Below are 15242 nucleotides of genomic sequence, written 5' to 3'. Positions count from 1 at the left end.
CGGCGGGCTGGAGCACTCCAGTGGCCATCAGCAGACCGGCGACCAGAAGACCCGTGACTTCCGGGGCAAGCCAACCGCTGATGAACAGCACGATCGCCAGGGCCAGCACCAGCAGGGTGATCAGGGCCTGGGGCTGGAGGGCGGCCTGGAGCAGGTCGTCCATGGACGTAATCCCTATATGGATTGCGGCCAATCATGCAGCAGGTCGCGCAGATGCTGCAACCCCAGCCCCTCCGTTGCGGAAATGAACACCACATCGGCCGCCAGGGCCCTGGCCTGATCCAGGGCACCGGCCGGGCAGCGATCGATCTGGTTCGCCACCAGCCGGCGGGGTGCTTCGCTGCCGAGGGAGTCGAGGATGGTGTGAACCGTGCTGAGCTGGACGGGCCAGGCCGGATCTGACAGGTCCACCACGATCAGCAGGCCGTCGGCCTCCAGGGTTTCCTCAAGGGTGGAGCGGAAGGCCTCCACCAGCGGCGGTGGCAACTGGCGGATGAAACCCACCGTGTCGGTGAGCAGGAGGCGATGCACCACTCCGCTGCCATCGGGCAGCTCCAGCCGGCGCGTGGTGGGATCGAGGGTGGCGAAGAGCTTGTTCTCAGCCAGCACTTCTTCCCCGGCCACAGGCTGGGTCAGGGCGTTGAGCAGGGAGCTCTTGCCCGCATTGGTGTAGCCTACCAGGGCCAGCCGTTTCAACCCACCCCGGCCCTGACGCAGTCGAGCCCGGTGCTCCCCCAGCCGCTCCACATCCCGCTGCAACCGCTCGATCCGGCGGGCGATGGCGCGACGGTCTTTTTCCAGCTGGGTTTCGCCTGGTCCGCGGGTGCCGATGCCGCCCCCCTGGCGCGAGAGGCTCAGGCCGCGGCCGCTCAGCCGGGGGAGCCGGTAGCGCAGCTGGGCCAGCTCCACCTGCAGGCGCCCGGCGCTGCTGGCGGCCCGCTGGGCGAAAATATCGAGGATCAGTTCGCTGCGGTCACTCACCGGCAGGTCCAGCAGGCGCTCCAGGTTGCGGGCCTGCACCGGTGTCAGCTCCCGGTCGGTCACCACCAGGGTGGCCCCTAGCCGGCGAGCCTCCAGCGCCGCTTCCCGCAGCTTGCCTTCGCCCCAGAGGGTGTGGGAGGCCTGCTGGCGCCTCTGACGCACCACCCCCACCGGCAGACCTCCGGCGCTGCGCACCAGCCCTTCGAGCTCGGCGATATCGCGCTGGCTCTCGCCCTCATCGCTCCCCACCAGCGCCAGCAGCATCACTTGCTCCGGCCCCTGCCGGACCTGGTTGCTCGCCTGGGCTCCGTCGGGCTCGTTGACCTCGGCCGGGTTGATGCCGGGATCACAGAGGTCGGCGAGCTCGCCCTCCAGCCGGCAGCTCCAGGGCTGGGCCTGATCGCAGCTGAGCCCATAGACGGCGGCGGGCCAGCGACCGCCGGAGCGGGCGCGGTCGCTGAAGCGCAGCCAGAAGAGGGGCTGCAGGTCCATGCCCACCAGGGCGTCGCTGCCGACGGGATCCAGGGATTGCCCCCGGCCGACGCAGCTGAGCAGCCGCAGGTCGTGGCCCTGACGGCGCTCGGAACCGGGCAGGCGCTCGATCAGGCGGCCCGATTGCTCCAGGGGACCTACCCAGAGCAGGCGGCAGAGGCCGCGACCATCCACCACCAGGCTGAGGGGCAGTTCCAGCTCCCGGGCCTCCGCCGCCAGGCGCTGCAGCCCCAGCAGGTCGGCGCCCCCCTGCTCTGGGTGACGGCGCTGGGCCAGCCGCTCCAGCCGCCGCTTCTGAGCGGGCCGCAGCCCTGTGACGCGGCCGGCAAGGACAGACTGTTTCAACGGCGCTGAATCAGAACGCAGCTGATCCTGGCCGCTCGGGCACCGGCCACATCCTCGGGGCTGTCGCCCACGTGCCAGACCTGCTCGGGCCTGAGCCCCAGGCCGTCCAGGGCCAGCTGGAAGGGCTGCGGGCTGGGTTTGGCGGCACCGGCCGCACTGGAGACCACCACCAGCTCCAACAGCTGAGCCAGGCCAAGGGCCTCCAGCAGTCCGTGCAGGCGCTGATCGAAGTTGCTCACCACTGCCAGGCGCAGACCGGCTCCGTGCCACCGGCCCATCGGGCCGATCACATCGGGATAAACCTGCCAGAGATCCGGCTCGGCGAAGCGCTCGAACAGCTCGACGGACAGCTGTGGGGGCCAGTCCAGCCCGGCCAGCTGGTCGCCGGCTGAGCGAAAGGTGTCTTCAATGCGCTGGCCCCACCACTGCTGCTCGGCCGCCAGCAGCTCCGGGCCCTGCAGGCCTGGGAAGGCCAGCGGCGGAGCCTGATGCAGCACGGCGGGAAAGGCCCGGTTGATCGCCGCCGGCTCCACGATCACGCCGTGGCGCCGGGCCACCTCCGCGTAGGTGTGGCCCACTGGTTGGCGCAGGCCGATCAGCGTTCCCATCGCATCCAGCAGCAGCGCGGCGGGCGCCCCGGGGCTGAGGGGTTCCCTCATCGAGGCGAGGGCAGCGGGCTGCCGAGATCGCTCAGCCAGCCCGCCGCCACCCGGAGCTGGTGCGGCAAGCCCGGCAGCCTCGAGAGGTAGGTGAGCTGGCGGATGCGGTAGGCGGCGGGTCCAGCCAGGGTCAGGCCCAGACCGGTGAGGCTGGCCTCGCCGATGCCCAGGCTGATCATCTCGCCCAGATCATTCCAGCGGAACGGCTGCAAGGGCTCACCCTCGAGGGAGCGCAACAGATTGTCCGCCAGGCAGTCGGCCTGCTGGAAGGCCACCTGGGCCGTGGCCGCCAGGGGCACCCCATCGGCATCCGCAACGTGGGCCACATCCCCAAGTGCAAACACTCCCGGGGTCTGCTCCAGCTCCAGGGTTGGCTCACACAGCAGGTGGCCCCGGCCATCAAGGCTGGCGGCGGGCTCGATCGGCGGCGGGGCCACCGTCACCCCAGCGGTCCAGATCACCCCATCCACCGGCAGGGTTTCGTGGCTGCTGTCATCCTCACCCGCCCTGAGACTCAACTGCAGGCGGCCGGGCTCCAGGGCCAGCACTTTGGTGTGGGTGCGCAGGCGGATGTCACGGCGCAGCAGGGCCGAGCGGGCCTGTTCACGGTTGAAGGCACGGGCCTGGGGCAGCAGATCCGCACCCTGCTCGATCAGCTCGATCACGGTGCTTCCCCGCAGCAGATCGGCCAGCTTGCAGGCCAGCTCCACGCCGCTCGGTCCGGCCCCCACCAGAGCCAGCCGCTGCAGCGGCCTGGGCTGGCTGCTCAGGTGCTGCACCAGCTCCTGCAGTCGTTCCACGTCAGCAAGGCTGCGGAAGGGGATGGCCAGCTCCTCGACTCCGGGGATGCCGTAGCTGGTGCCGCGGCTGCCGGTGGCGATCACCAGGCGCGAATAGGCCAGCTCGCGGCCCTGCTCGGTGGACACACAGCCGGCCTTGGCATCGACATGGGTGATGCGGTCCCGCAGCCAGGCCACGCCGCGGCTGGCCAGCAGGGTGTCGTAGCGGGGGGCCACTTCCCAGCCGCGCAGTTCCTCAGAGAGCAGCTCATAGAGCAGGGGCAGGAACAGGAAGCGCTCCTGGGGCTCCACCAGCAGAATCGGCGGATGATGACGGCGGGAGGCCAGGGCCAGGGCGGTGTAGAGCCCGCCGAAGCCACCGCCGGCAATCAGCACGGGGCGGGCTGGGCTGGGCGCCTGTGGAGACGTGTGGGCCGGTTGCTTGCTGGGCTCCTCCATGGGCGAAAGGTCCTGCCGTCTGGGGTTGACCAAACCCTAACCAGCGGTGTTGCCCCGGAGGAGATGATGGACGTCATGACCAGCCTCACCACGACCCCGTTGCCGACGGATCGGCTCGGCCGGACCGTCGAGCCGGAGCCGGCTCGGCGTCTGCTGGAGCCCCTCGATGCCGCTGGGCAACTGGCCTGGGGGTACGAGACCTTCGGCGAGGGGTTCGCGCTCACCACCAGCTTTGGGATCCAGTCGGCCGTCCTGCTGCACATGGCCAGCAGGCTCAGCGAGCGCATCCCCGTGCTCTGGGTGGACACCGGCTACCTTCCCCCAGAAACGTATCTCTATGCCGACAGGCTCTGCACCGCCTTGAACCTCAATCTCAAGGTGGCGCAGGCGGATCTCTCGCCGGCCCGGATGGAGGCGCTCTACGGCCGCCTCTGGGAGAGCGGCCGGGTGGACGATCTGCAGACCTATCACCGCCTGCGCAAGGTGGAGCCTCTGGATCGGCTCTTCCAGGAGTTGGGGGTGCACTGCTGGGCCAGTGGTGTGCGCGGCGGCCAGACCGATCACCGCGGCGCCATGGCCGCCCTCGATGGTGTGCGTGGTCGCTGGTCGCTGCGACCCCTGCTCTCCTGGGATCCGCGCCAGGTCTTCTATTACATGGAGAACCACGCCCTGCCCCAGCACCCGCTGTTCGAGCAGGGCTATTCCAGCGTGGGCGACTGGCATTCCAGCCGACCCGACGACGGCGACGGCCGCGCCAGCCGCTTCGGCGGGCTCAAGCAGGAATGCGGCATCCACCTGCCGGGAGTGATGGGCGAGGGCATCTGAGTTGTGACGGCTGGCGACCTCTGGTTGTTGATCGGCAACAGCCGCTGGCATTGGGCCGAGGCGATCGATCAGTCAGGCGCCGACACAAGATCTGCGGTGGGTTCCGGCCCACTGCCCCTGCGTTTCAGCCACAGCCCGCACCCGTCTGAGCCCAACGGCCTGGAGTGGAGCCGGCTGAGGGCCTGGGCGGCCGTGGGCCGGCTGCCGAGCCACGGCGAACCAGCATTTCGCAGGCTGGAGGAGCTGAATGCTCGGCGTCTGTGGCTCAAGCAGGTGCCCCTGCAGCAGCTGCCCCCCTGGCTGGGCATCGACCGCGCTCTGGTGGGCTGGCAGGCCTGGTGGCGTCAGGGCCAGCGGGGGGGAGGGGCCGTGCTGGTGGCCGATGCGGGCACGGCGCTCAGCCTCACGCGGGTGGGGGCCGCCGGGGCTTTCGCGGGGGGGCGGCTGCAGCCCGGTGTGAGCACCCAGCTGCATTCCCTTGGCCAGTCGACGGCGCTGCTGCCGCTGCTGAAGCCAGCGGCTGAGGGGCTCTCCAACTTCGCTGAGGCCATGGACCGCTGGCTGATCGACCCCTGGCCGATCAACACTGAGTCGGCGATGCGGGTGGGCTGTCTGCTGGGCGTGGCGGCGGCGGTGGCCCAGGGCTGGCGCGACCTGCAGCGGCTGGAGCCCACCGCGCTCTGGCTCACAGGTGGCGATGCCCCAGCGCTGGCGCCGCTGCTGGAGCGGGAGCAGGTGCCCTATGAACTGGCACCGGAGCTGGCCCTCGAGGCCCTGGTGGCCCTCAGCTCAGACCCAGGTCCGTGAGGACCTGCTGGGCCATCTCCTCAGATTTGACCTTCCAGTAGATGCGCTCCAGCTTCCCCTCAGGGTCGACCACGAAGGTGTGGCGCATCATGCCCATGAACTCCTTGCCCATGAACTTCTTCAGCCCATAGCTCTCGTAGGACGTGGCCACCTCACACGGCTCGGGGTCGCTGAGCAGGGTGAAGGGCAGCTGGAACTTGCTGATGAACTTGGTGTGGCTGCCGGCTCCGTCCTTGCTGATGCCCAGCACCTTGATGCCGTGCTGCTCGAAGCTGGCCCACTGGTCACGGAACCCGCAGGCTTCCTTTGTGCAGCCTGGGGTGTCGTCTTTTGGATAGAAATAGAGAATCACCCGAGCTCCCCGCAGTTCAGCGAGCGACACAGGACTGCCGTCCTGGTCAGGAAGCGTGAAAGCTGGAGCCGGATCTCCGATCTGCAGCGTCATGGTGCAACCAGTATCTGGAGCGACCCTAGGTGGCCGGTAAGGTCGGGTGATCTCCCGCAGCCCGATGGCCCTCGCCCTTCGCCTCGGTCTTTCCACCCTGCTGACGCTGATCGGCGTCGCCGGTCTGGTCCAGTTCAGCCTGCAGCCGCCCCTGGCCAGCCGTCCGGGCACCTCAGCGTCTGTGGTGCTGGCTGATCTCGAGGCCCAGGAGGCCCTGCTGGATCAGCGTCAGCAGGTGGCCCTGCTGCTCAACCGCTTCGTGGGCGCCCAGATCACCAGGTACTTCTGGGGGGGCTTCAGCGGCTACCTCGATGTGCTGGGGATTGAAGCTCCCCAGGACATGAAGGCCGAACTGAAGCTGGAGGAGCAGAGCACCCAGCTCCGGCTCACCCCGCGAACGGGGAAGGAGGCTTACGTGGCCCGGGTGGAGGCCATCGAAAGCGTTCCCCGTGGGGTGGTCTGCCGCGGAGAGGGCACCCCTGGAGCCTTCCCCTTTCAGTCCGACCGCCTCGGCTGTCCGCCGGGATGGCGCTCGCTCGGGAGCGCCAGGCGTCTTCGCACCACACCCTGATCCTTCACAGGTGTGGTCAGCCGAAGGTCTGTCTGCATTTACTCGAAAAGATGTTGGCAAGTGCAACTCAGCTGGTTAGGTTCATAGGGATGTTCCTTCGCCTACCCGTGCTGAAGCGTCTTGCCGCTGGTCTCCTTGCAGGAGCCGCTCTCTCAGTCACAGCTCTGCCCGCTTCGGCCGCTGTGGACAATGATCTTCCCGTTCGTTGGAACACCGGCGGTGCCGTGTGGTCCACGAGTCTGGATTCCTTTAAAACCTTCATCGAAACCGGTGATGTGGTCGACCGTGGTCTGGCCGGCGGCATCTCCCGCTCCGGCTGGACCGCCAGCGAAATCCGCACCGGCCTGGCCAAGAGCTACAGCGTCGATGTGGTGGGTGTGACCCGCTTCCTCTATTCGGATGCCGGCGTCAAGTTCCTCAAGAACCAGACCCGCAGCTACTTCCCCTACTGGACGATGAGCACCTACGCGGTGCAGGGTCTGCGTGGCGCGATCATCGCCGACGCTGCCGATGGCTCCATCTCCTCGGCCGGCATCATGGCCGCTCTGCCTACTGACTTCCGCTTGGCTGACACCTGCGGCACCTACGACGGCAAGCAGAACATCTGTGCCGAAGGTAAGTGCCAGGGCGAGGCCCAGTGCACCTCCCTGCTCTCCTGGTACGTCTTCCTGCCGGCCTGCATCCAGGCCAACCAGATGACGGACCCCGTGGCTCAGGTGCGCACTGCCCCTGCCCCTGCCTTCACCCCCCAGGCTGAGCCCATCCGCGGCCTCTGGTGACACCGGGCCACTGGCTGAGGCCAGAAGCCCTTTCAGCGAACCCCGGCAGTGCCGGGGTTTTTTCATGGGCCCGCTCCGCTGCGGTGGGCGATCAGGCGTTGGTGGCCCAGCCGCTGGGGCAGCACCGCCCTGAGCTGAGCACGGAAGCCAGCGTCCAGCGTGGCGATCTCTGCAGGGCTCAACAGGGTCTCCAGCCGGCTTCGGTAGGCCGCGCCTGGGCCGAGCCAGCGCTGGCAGGCGGCTGCACTCAGCTCCAGGTTCAGCGACTCCTCCCAGCTCTCGCACTCCACCTGCCAGCCCAGAGCCCCCAGCGCCGTGGTCAGCTCCTGGGGCGTCGGCCGCGGCATCAGCCAGGTGGGCTCCTCTGCGCTGACACGCTGCAGTAGCTCCAGCAGGGGCCTGTCCGTGCTGGCCGCAGCTGGGCCTCCAGGCCTGGCCAGCAGTTCCGCCAGTGCCCCGGCGGGACCCAGCTGCGGCCCACTCAGCAGCAGGCGCCACTGCGCCCTGGGGCTGGCCAGCCGATTCAGCTCCTGCAGCCATCGCTGCCAAAGCTCAGGGGCGAGCCCCTGGAAGGGTGAGCGGCCCACCATCCACTCGAAGCACTCGCCAGGTTCCAGCGCTTCAGCCAGTCCCTCGGGTCTGGTGGGTTCCAGCCGCAGAATCCGGGGGCTGCGCAGGCTCTCCAGCAGCTGATTCTGGGCCTGCAGACGCTCCTGATCAGCGGCGTTATCCACACTGATCAGCACGCCCCCCTCTGGGCAGTGCTCCAGGGGATCCAGGGCCCAGAGCAGGGAGCGGGCCGCCAGCACCAGCGTCCGGTCCTGTCGACGCCAGTCGGCCCCCTGCCAGAAGCGCTGGCGCAGCTGATCAAGCCGCTCGCCTTCGGCGGCAGCCTGGCGCTGGAGCCAGCGTTCCAGCTCCGCGTCGCCTGGACCGCTGCTGAGCAGGGGGCCGTCGTTGGCTGCGCCCTCAGCGGCGGCGGCCAGCTGGGCGGCCCGCCGCCGCTGCAGCCGGCCCTGCAGTTGCCCCTCCCAGCCGAGGCGACCCGGCACCCAGAACACCTCTCCCTGCAGGGCGGCGGGGAGATAGGTCTGGGCCACCCAGTGCTCGGCGTAGGCATGGGGATAGCGGTAGCCCACCCCATCGCCGAAGGCCGCCCCATCGCGGTTGGCATCGCGCAGCTGGGAGGGCACCTCCTGGCGGCTGCTGACCCGCACACTCCTGAGGGCGTCAAAGAACCCCAACAGGCTGTTGCTCTTCTCCGCGCCGGCCAGGTAGACGGCGGCCTGGGCCAGGGGATAAAGCCCCTCCGGCAGACCCACACGCTCGAAAGCCGCCGCGCAGGCTTCCACCACCACGATCGCCTGGGGGTCGGCCAGACCGATGTCTTCGCCGGCGGAGATCAGCATGCGCCGGAAAATGAAGCGCGGATTCTCACCGGCCTCCACCATCCGCGCCAGCCAGAACAGGGCGGCGTCGGGGTCGGATCCCCGCAGCGACTTGATGAAGGCGCTGATCGTGTCGAAATGGGCATCCCCCTGCTTGTCGTAGAGCACGGCCCGCTGCTGGATCGATTGTTCGGCGATCTCCAGGTCGATCCGGACCACCCCGGTGTCATCGGCGGCGCTGCTCTCCACCGCCAGCTCCAGGGCGTTGAGCAGGCTGCGGGCATCACCGCCGGCCACGTCCAGCAGGTGATCGGCGGCTTCGGGGGTCAGCTCCACCGGCCGGCCGCCATAGCCCCTCTCCCTGTCGGCGAGGGCGCGCTCCAGGAGCACCCGCAGGTCACGGGGCTCGAGCGGCTGCAGGCGGAAGAGCCGCGAGCGGCTCACCAGGGCCTTGTTCACTTCGAAGAAGGGGTTCTCGGTAGTGGCGCCAATCAGGGTCACGGTGCCGTTTTCTACCCAGGGCAGCAGGGCGTCTTGCTGGGCCACGTTGAAGCGATGCACTTCATCGATGAACAGCAGGGTGCGCAGTCCGTGGCGCTCCAGCCGCTGGCGTGCCGCCTCCACCTCCACACGCAGGTCCTTGACCCCAGCCAGCACGGCGTTGAGGCTGGTGAAGTGGGCGCGGGTGCTGTTGGCGATGATGCGCGCCAGGGTGGTCTTTCCCACCCCGGGCGGCCCGTGCAGGATCAGATTCCCCACCCGATCGGCGTGAATCGCCCGCCGCAGCAGCCTCCCGGGGCCCAGGATCTCCTCCTGGCCCACGAATTCCTCCAGGCTGCGGGGGCGCAGACGATCGGCCAGGGGGGCGAGAGCCTGGCGGTTGATCTCCCCCTGATGGCTGAACAGATCGCTCAAGAAGCGTGTGGCGGGATGAGGACAATCCTGGGATCAACCTTCAGGACCTGCAGGTGAAGGCACGGGCCTGCAGAATCGGGCAACTCTTGTCACCGTGCGTGAAGCGTTCCTGTCTGGTGATCCCGGCCGCTCTCGGTCTGATGGCGGCTGGTCTCAGTGGCTGCGGCGATCCTCCCAAACCGCCCCCCAGACAGGTCCAGGTCAAGACGGAACCAGTCTCCCTGGCTCGCTTCAGCGACGACGTCGACACGATCAGCACCCTTGAGGCTCTCAGCGTGGTGCAGTTGGCGCCCCAAGCCGGCGGTCGCATTGAGCGCCTGCTGGTGCGTCAGGGCGATGTGGTGCGACAGGGCCAGCTGCTGATGGTGCTCGATCAGGTGCAGGTACGCGCCGATGTGGCCAGTCTGCGCGCCCAGCAGGAGAAAGACGAGCTCAACTACAAGCGCTTTGAGTTCCTTGTGCGCCAAGGGGCCGCCAGTGCCCTGCAGCGCGACCAGTTCCGCGCCCAGTACGTGCAGTCGCGGGAGGCCCTGCGGGCCCGGGAGGCCGATCTGGCCTTCCGCGATCTGCGCTCCCCCAGTGATGGGGTGATCAGCGATCTGCAGGTGAAGGTGGGTGATGTGATCCGTGCCGGCGATCCCTTCACCAAGGTGGTGCGCAACGACCGCCTCACTGCCCGCATCGACGTTCCTGGCGTGCTGACCGCCCGGGTGAAGCCCGGCCTGCCGGTGACCCTGCAGGAGCCCCTGTCGCCCAGGGTTCTGGCCCGCGGAGTGGTGAGCTCCGTGGATCCGGTCGTGAACGTCGGTACCCAGGCGTTGCTCGTCAAGGCCGAATTCGATAACCCCACCGGTGCTCTGCGCACTGGCCTGCGCTTGCGCACCCGGGTCCAGCTCGATGCGGCCGATCTGCCGTCGGTGCCCTTCGCAGCCGTCACCCAGACGGCTGGCCAGAGCTTCGTGTTCGCCCTCGGCACCCTGCAGGATCTGGAGAAGAATCCGGGCAAGGCCCCTCTGGAGCAGTTGCGCCAGTTGCCCCCTGGCACCAGCTTCGCCCTGCAGCGCCCTGTGCTACTCGGACCATTGCAGAACAACCGCTATGCGGTTTTTCGCGGTGTGCCCCCCGGTGAACGGGTGATCACGACCAATCTGCTCACCTTGCGTCACGGCACTCCCGTGACGGCGCAGTAGGAGCTGCAGCCAGATGTCCGCTTCCGACAATTTCATTACCCGGCCGGTGATGACCACGGTTTGCAGTCTGCTGCTGGTGATCGGTGGGCTGATCGCTATTCCGCTGCTGCCGATCGAAAACCTGCCCGACATCGCCCCACCCACGGTGACGGTGAACTCCCGATACAACGGCGCTGACGCGGTGTCGGTGGAGGAGGGAGTCACCAATGTGCTGGAGCAGCAGATCAACGGGGTGGAGAACATGGAGTTCATCACATCCTCCAGCGCCGCCGATGGTAGCAGCGCCATCACCGTGTCGTTCGCCAGTGGCACCGACGGTGACATCAACCAGGTGAATGTTCAGAACCGGGTGGCACTCGCCCAACCGCAGTTGCCCGAGGAGGTGAGGCAATCCGGTGTCATCGTCAATAAGGCGTCAAACTCGATTCTGCTCGTCTATAACTTCGGCAGTGAAGATGCCAATAATCCTTACAGCACTGAATTCATCAGTGGCCTGCTCGATCAGAACCTCACCGACCGGATCAAACGGGTCAAGGGTGTAGGCAACATCGCCTATACAGGAAACCGCCAGCTCGCCTTCCGCCTGTGGCTCGACCCTGACCGTCTGGCGGCCAACAAGCTCAGTTCCACCGATGTGGTGAATGCTCTGCGCAGTCAGAGTCGCCTGGTGCCCGCCGGCCAGGTGGGTGGAGAACCCGCTCCTGATGGCCAGCAGTTCACCTTCACCGTGCAGTTACAGGGGCGGTTGCGCAGCTCAGAAGAGTTTTCTAACTTGATCCTGCGCAGCACCGATGAGGGGGGGCTGGTGCGACTCAGGGACGTGGGTCGCGTCGAGCTGGGCGCTGAAGCCTATGCCGCCAACGCCACCGATCTGAAAGCCGTTCCTTCGGTGGGACTGCTGGTGTATCAGTTGAGTGGGAGCAACGCTCTCGATGTGTCGCGGGGTGTTGAGGAGGTACTCAAGGAATTCAGTCTCAGCATGCCGCCCGGCATGAAGGTGGAGAAGATCTACGACAACACCGATTTCATCAACGCATCGATCCAGGGCGTAACCAGTTCCCTGCGTGATGCGGTGATCTTGGTTGTGCTGATCCTGTTTCTATTCCTGCAGAACTGGAAGGCCACGCTCGTGCCAGGAATCGCCATCCCCGTGGCACTGGTGGGCACGTTCCTGTTCGTGAAGATTGCGGGCTTCTCGCTCAACCAGCTCACGCTCTTTGGCTTGGTGCTGGCCACGGGGCTGGTGGTCGATGACGCGATCACCGTGATCGAGGACACCTCCACCAAGAAAGCTCAGGGCCTCACGGCCCTCGAGGCGGCCAAGAGCACTATGAATGAGCTCTTCGGTGCAGTGATCGCCACGTCCCTGGTGCTGTTCGCTGTGTTTCTGCCGGTGCTCTTCTTCCCCGGCGCCACCGGAACGATTTATCAGCAGTTCGCGGCCACGATCATCTTTTCAGTGGCCATTTCGACGTTCAATGCGCTCACCTTCTCACCGATGCTCTCGGCCTTGCTGCTGGCCCGCGAAGCGGCTCCACCCACCCGCCGTGCCTATGCCATTGCCGGAACCTCGATCGGCTTCGTCTATGGCCTGTTGGTGAGTGGCGGCGGTGCCCTGGTGGTGCTCGCCTGGGTGGTGGGCGGTCTGTTGCTGGGCTATCTGCTGGGGTTGATCACCCGTCTGCCCCTGCGCCTTCCTGTCACGATCGCGGCAGCGGTGCTTGGATTGCTGCTGGGGGGAGTCTCCAACCCTGTTGCGGTGGTGATGTTCAGCCTGATCGGGCTGCTGGTGGGGGCCTTCCTTACCCCGATCTTCAACCGCTTCAACCGCGTTTACTCAGCCGGTGAAGGCTGGTATCAGCGTGCCCTGGCCTGGGTGCTCGCCCACCGCACTCTGATGATGGGCGTGCTTGTGGGCGGCATCGCGCTCACGGGTGTGGCCTTCACCTCAATCCCCTCAGGTTTCGTGCCAGTGGAGGATCAGGGTTATGCCATCGGTTTCGTGCAGGCCCCCGATGGAGGCTCTGAGCAGAACACGCGCAGGATCAATGCTCGGGTGGCGGAGATCATCCGCACCGAGCCGGAGATCTCCACAGCTGTGATCATCAGCGGCTTCAGTCTGGATGGCAATGCGCCCAATCGCGGTCTCTTCTTCATTGGAGCCAAGAACTGGGACGATCGTCCCAATCCCGATCAGTTCATGGATCAGATCGTGGAGCGGTTGAACCGCAAGCTCTCGGTGATCGATGGGGCCAGGATCTTTGTGGTGGAACCTCCGGCCATTCCCGGCTATGGAACTTCCGGTGGTTTCGAATTCCAGTTGCTGGATCAGAGTGGTGGTGCCCTCACCCTGCCGGAGTTCTCCTCCACGGCCAATCAGTTGATCGGTAAGGCTCTGCAGACGAACGTATTCAGCCGTGTGTTCACCCAGTTCACACCGGAATCTCCCCAGCTCAAGGTGAGCGTGAATCGTGATCAACTGGCGGCCCTCGATGTGGATTATGGCCAGGCGATGCAGGCCTTCAGCTTCTACTTCGGCGGTGCCTACATCAACGACACCTTCCAGGAGGGCAGGATCCGCCGGGTCTTTGTCCAATCGGATGCTCAGTTCCGGGCCACCCCCCAGCAGTTGAAGTCATTGTTCGTGAACAGCCGGCGGGGGGAGCCGGTGCCGCTGGCCGAGGTGTTCACGGTGGAGCCCACCACCGGCCCGGCGGTGATTCCCCACTTCAACCTGTTCCGCTCCATCAAGATTGATGGTTCCGCCGCCCCTGGTCGCAGTTCCGGCGAAGCGATCAAGGGCATGGCCGACACCTTTGCCGAGCTGGGCACCAACGGCCTCGGCTTCGACTGGACCGGCCTCTCACGGGAGGAAGTGAAGGCCGGTGCCCTGGCCGTGGTGATCTTCGCCTTGGGCATCCTGGTGGTGTACCTGGTGCTGGCGGCTCAATATGAGAGCTATGTCGACCCGCTGATCATTCTGATGACCGTGCCCACCGCCATGTTGGGGGCCCTGGCCTTCCTGGCCGCCCGAGGGGAAGTGCTCAATATCTATGCCCAGGTGGGGCTGGTGATGCTGATCGGCCTGGCCGCCAAGAACGGGATCCTGATCGTTGATCTGGCCAACCAGCGCATGGCCGAGGGAGCCACTCCCTATCAGGCGGCGAAGGAGGCGGCGGAATCCAGGCTTCGGCCGATCCTGATGACGGCGATCTCCTCCCTGTTCGGCTTCCTGCCCCTGGTGCTGGCCAATGGGGCCGGAGCCCGCAGCCAGGCCTCCCTGGGCACCGTGGTGTTCGGTGGTCTGATGGTGGCCACGGTGCTCTCGTTGTTTGTGGTCCCGGTGTTCTACGTGGTGATCAAGCAGCTGGGTACGTCCGGCGACGACAAGTCACCACCACCAGCCGTGGTCTCCCCCTTACCCTGATGACCATGCAGCCGGAGCCACTTCACGGACGCCGCATCGTGCTCATCGGCTTGGTCGGGGGCCTTATTGGCCTGGCCGTGAGCTTTTTTCTGGAGTCGGTCGTGGCCAATACACCGGTCGCGGTGACCTCCTACGCCCAGTTCTGGTTCCGGGTGCTGCTTGGAGCCTTCGGCACCCTGGGGTGCATGGCGCTTGAAACTGTTCGCCAGCTCCAGGAGAGCAACCCTGATCCGGAGTACCACCGGCAGCAGCAGCTCCGTAGAGGCCGTGGCAGCAGAGGGCCATAGCCCTGGTCCTTGCAGATCAGAGTCAGTGTGTCGCCGAATCCCCCTGGTGCGGATCAGCAGTCATAGGTTCAAATCGACCGAAGCTGCAGACACGGGGCGCGATGACCTATTGCATCGATTACTGGCTTGAGCAGGGGCTGGTGCTTGTCTCCGATTCCCGCACCAATGCGGTGGTTGACTATATCTCCAGCTACAGAAAGATGTACGTGTTCCAGCCCAGTCATGATCGGCTGTTCGTGCTGCTGGCGGTGGGAAGTCTGGCCATCACCACCCAGGCGGTGATCAGCTGGATCGGCCGCGATTTCAAACGTGCCGTTGAGCTGGAAGAGGGGTCAGGCAAGGATCTACGCCACTGCGACTATCTCTTCGAAGCGGCGGCGTATCTCGGCCGAGTGAGCGTGGCTGTGCAGAAGGAGAACGAAGCGGCCTTACGTGAGGGGGTTCCCCGCTGGGGCATCCTTCATCTTCGGCGGGCAGATCGGCAGCGAACCCCATGGCCTGTATCTGATCTACTCCCAGGGCAACGCCGTCAAGGCGACCCGCGAAACGCCCTACCTGCAGATCGGCGAGAGCAAATACGGCAAACCTCCGCTCGACAATGTCGGCCACCCCAATCTTTCCCTCGAAGATGCCGCCCGGCTCTGCCTGATCTCGGAAGTGCTGACCCAGCGCTCAAACCTCAGTGTGGGGCCGCCGTTTGATCTGGTGGTGATCCAGGCGGGGAGTCTGGCGATCGCACACCAGCACAGGTTCGAGGCCGACGCCCCCGAACTCTCGGAGATGATCGAGACCTGGATCGATGCCCAGCGGGAGACGCTGTACCGCCTGCCCCGCTTGCCCTGGGAGCGGGCCGAAGCCTCTTAGAGCGACGCAGAGCAACGTGAAGATGGTGA

The 15242-nt window shown here is 66.4% G+C and carries 13 protein-coding genes; 8 read left to right on the top strand and 5 right to left on the bottom strand.

Annotated elements, in window-relative coordinates:
- Positions 1-174 precede the first annotated feature (174 nt).
- The 3 genes from hflX to KBY67_RS11240 are packed head-to-tail and all read right to left on the bottom strand — an operon-like array spanning position 175 to position 3715.
- Positions 175-1818, bottom strand: a complete 1644-nt coding sequence (gene hflX, locus KBY67_RS11250; protein WP_255111131.1) for a GTPase HflX — start codon at positions 1816-1818, stop codon at positions 175-177.
- The gene (locus tag KBY67_RS11245; protein ID WP_255111130.1) at positions 1815-2477 is read right to left on the bottom strand and encodes an HAD-IA family hydrolase; all 663 of its coding nucleotides are present in this window, start codon (positions 2475-2477) and stop codon (positions 1815-1817) included. The genes hflX and KBY67_RS11245 overlap by 4 nt, the downstream gene beginning before the upstream one ends.
- Entirely contained in the window at positions 2474-3715 is a 1242-nt protein-coding gene (locus KBY67_RS11240) for an NAD(P)/FAD-dependent oxidoreductase (RefSeq protein ID WP_255111129.1), read from the bottom strand. Before KBY67_RS11240 ends, KBY67_RS11245 begins: the two co-directional genes overlap by 4 nt.
- A gap of 63 nt (positions 3716-3778) precedes the next feature.
- Between KBY67_RS11240 and KBY67_RS11235 the strand changes: the two genes are divergently transcribed.
- Together KBY67_RS11235 and KBY67_RS11230 are read left to right on the top strand one after the other, a co-directional pair.
- Positions 3779-4540: a phosphoadenylyl-sulfate reductase gene (locus KBY67_RS11235; RefSeq protein ID WP_399214347.1), complete on the top strand. Its 762-nt coding sequence runs from the start codon at positions 3779-3781 to the stop codon at positions 4538-4540.
- 3 nt (positions 4541-4543) lie between these two features.
- Positions 4544-5347: a type III pantothenate kinase gene (locus KBY67_RS11230; RefSeq protein WP_255111127.1), complete on the top strand. Its 804-nt coding sequence runs from the start codon at positions 4544-4546 to the stop codon at positions 5345-5347.
- Here KBY67_RS11230 and bcp read toward each other — a convergent pair.
- Entirely contained in the window at positions 5325-5792 is a 468-nt protein-coding gene (bcp, locus tag KBY67_RS11225; protein WP_255111126.1) for a thioredoxin-dependent thiol peroxidase, read from the bottom strand. The two genes, KBY67_RS11230 and bcp, sit on opposite strands and share 23 nt — an antisense overlap.
- 64 nt (positions 5793-5856) lie before the next feature.
- On the opposite strand from bcp, the gene KBY67_RS11220 reads away from it, so the two are divergent.
- Positions 5857-6363, top strand: coding sequence for a hypothetical protein (locus KBY67_RS11220; RefSeq protein WP_255111125.1), 507 nt, complete (start codon positions 5857-5859; stop codon positions 6361-6363).
- Between the two features lie 89 nt (positions 6364-6452).
- The gene (locus KBY67_RS11215) at positions 6453-7142 is read left to right on the top strand and encodes an alpha/beta hydrolase (RefSeq protein ID WP_255111124.1); all 690 of its coding nucleotides are present in this window, start codon (positions 6453-6455) and stop codon (positions 7140-7142) included.
- Positions 7143-7204: 62 nt separating this feature from the next.
- Here the strand turns inward: KBY67_RS11215 and KBY67_RS11210 are convergent, their stop codons facing one another.
- On the bottom strand, positions 7205-9445 hold the full coding sequence (locus KBY67_RS11210) for an AAA family ATPase (protein ID WP_255111123.1): 2241 nt from the start codon (positions 9443-9445) through the stop codon (positions 7205-7207).
- 5 nt (positions 9446-9450) lie between these two features.
- Between KBY67_RS11210 and KBY67_RS11205 the strand changes: the two genes are divergently transcribed.
- From KBY67_RS11205 to KBY67_RS11190, 4 genes are all read left to right on the top strand, one after another.
- Positions 9451-10635: an efflux RND transporter periplasmic adaptor subunit gene (locus tag KBY67_RS11205; protein WP_255111122.1), complete on the top strand. Its 1185-nt coding sequence runs from the start codon at positions 9451-9453 to the stop codon at positions 10633-10635.
- A gap of 13 nt (positions 10636-10648) precedes the next feature.
- Positions 10649-14062: an efflux RND transporter permease subunit gene (locus KBY67_RS11200; RefSeq protein WP_255111121.1), complete on the top strand. Its 3414-nt coding sequence runs from the start codon at positions 10649-10651 to the stop codon at positions 14060-14062.
- Between the two features lie 5 nt (positions 14063-14067).
- Entirely contained in the window at positions 14068-14349 is a 282-nt protein-coding gene (locus KBY67_RS11195; RefSeq protein ID WP_255111119.1) for a hypothetical protein, read from the top strand.
- Between the two features lie 432 nt (positions 14350-14781).
- Positions 14782-15213, top strand: coding sequence for a hypothetical protein (locus KBY67_RS11190; protein WP_255111118.1), 432 nt, complete (start codon positions 14782-14784; stop codon positions 15211-15213).
- Positions 15214-15242: the final 29 nt, after the last annotated feature.

It is taken from the genome of Synechococcus sp. RedBA-s (genome assembly GCF_024345495.1).
Taxonomy (GTDB): Bacteria; Cyanobacteriota; Cyanobacteriia; order PCC-6307; family Cyanobiaceae; genus Regnicoccus_A.
Note: the sequence above shows the minus strand (reverse complement) of the source record. Positions and strands in the feature narration are given on the sequence as shown.

Coding starts and splice junctions, on each gene's coding strand:
- KBY67_RS11245 (WP_255111130.1), bottom strand. CDS start 2,477: ATGAGGGAACCCCTCAGCCCCGGGGCGCCCGCCGCGCTGCTGCTGGAT.
- KBY67_RS11240 (WP_255111129.1), bottom strand. CDS start 3,715: ATGGAGGAGCCCAGCAAGCAACCGGCCCACACGTCTCCACAGGCGCCC.
- KBY67_RS11235 (WP_399214347.1), top strand. CDS start 3,779: ATGATGGACGTCATGACCAGCCTCACCACGACCCCGTTGCCGACGGAT.
- bcp (WP_255111126.1), bottom strand. CDS start 5,792: ATGACGCTGCAGATCGGAGATCCGGCTCCAGCTTTCACGCTTCCTGAC.
- KBY67_RS11220 (WP_255111125.1), top strand. CDS start 5,857: ATGGCCCTCGCCCTTCGCCTCGGTCTTTCCACCCTGCTGACGCTGATC.
- KBY67_RS11215 (WP_255111124.1), top strand. CDS start 6,453: ATGTTCCTTCGCCTACCCGTGCTGAAGCGTCTTGCCGCTGGTCTCCTT.
- KBY67_RS11200 (WP_255111121.1), top strand. CDS start 10,649: ATGTCCGCTTCCGACAATTTCATTACCCGGCCGGTGATGACCACGGTT.
- KBY67_RS11195 (WP_255111119.1), top strand. CDS start 14,068: ATGCAGCCGGAGCCACTTCACGGACGCCGCATCGTGCTCATCGGCTTG.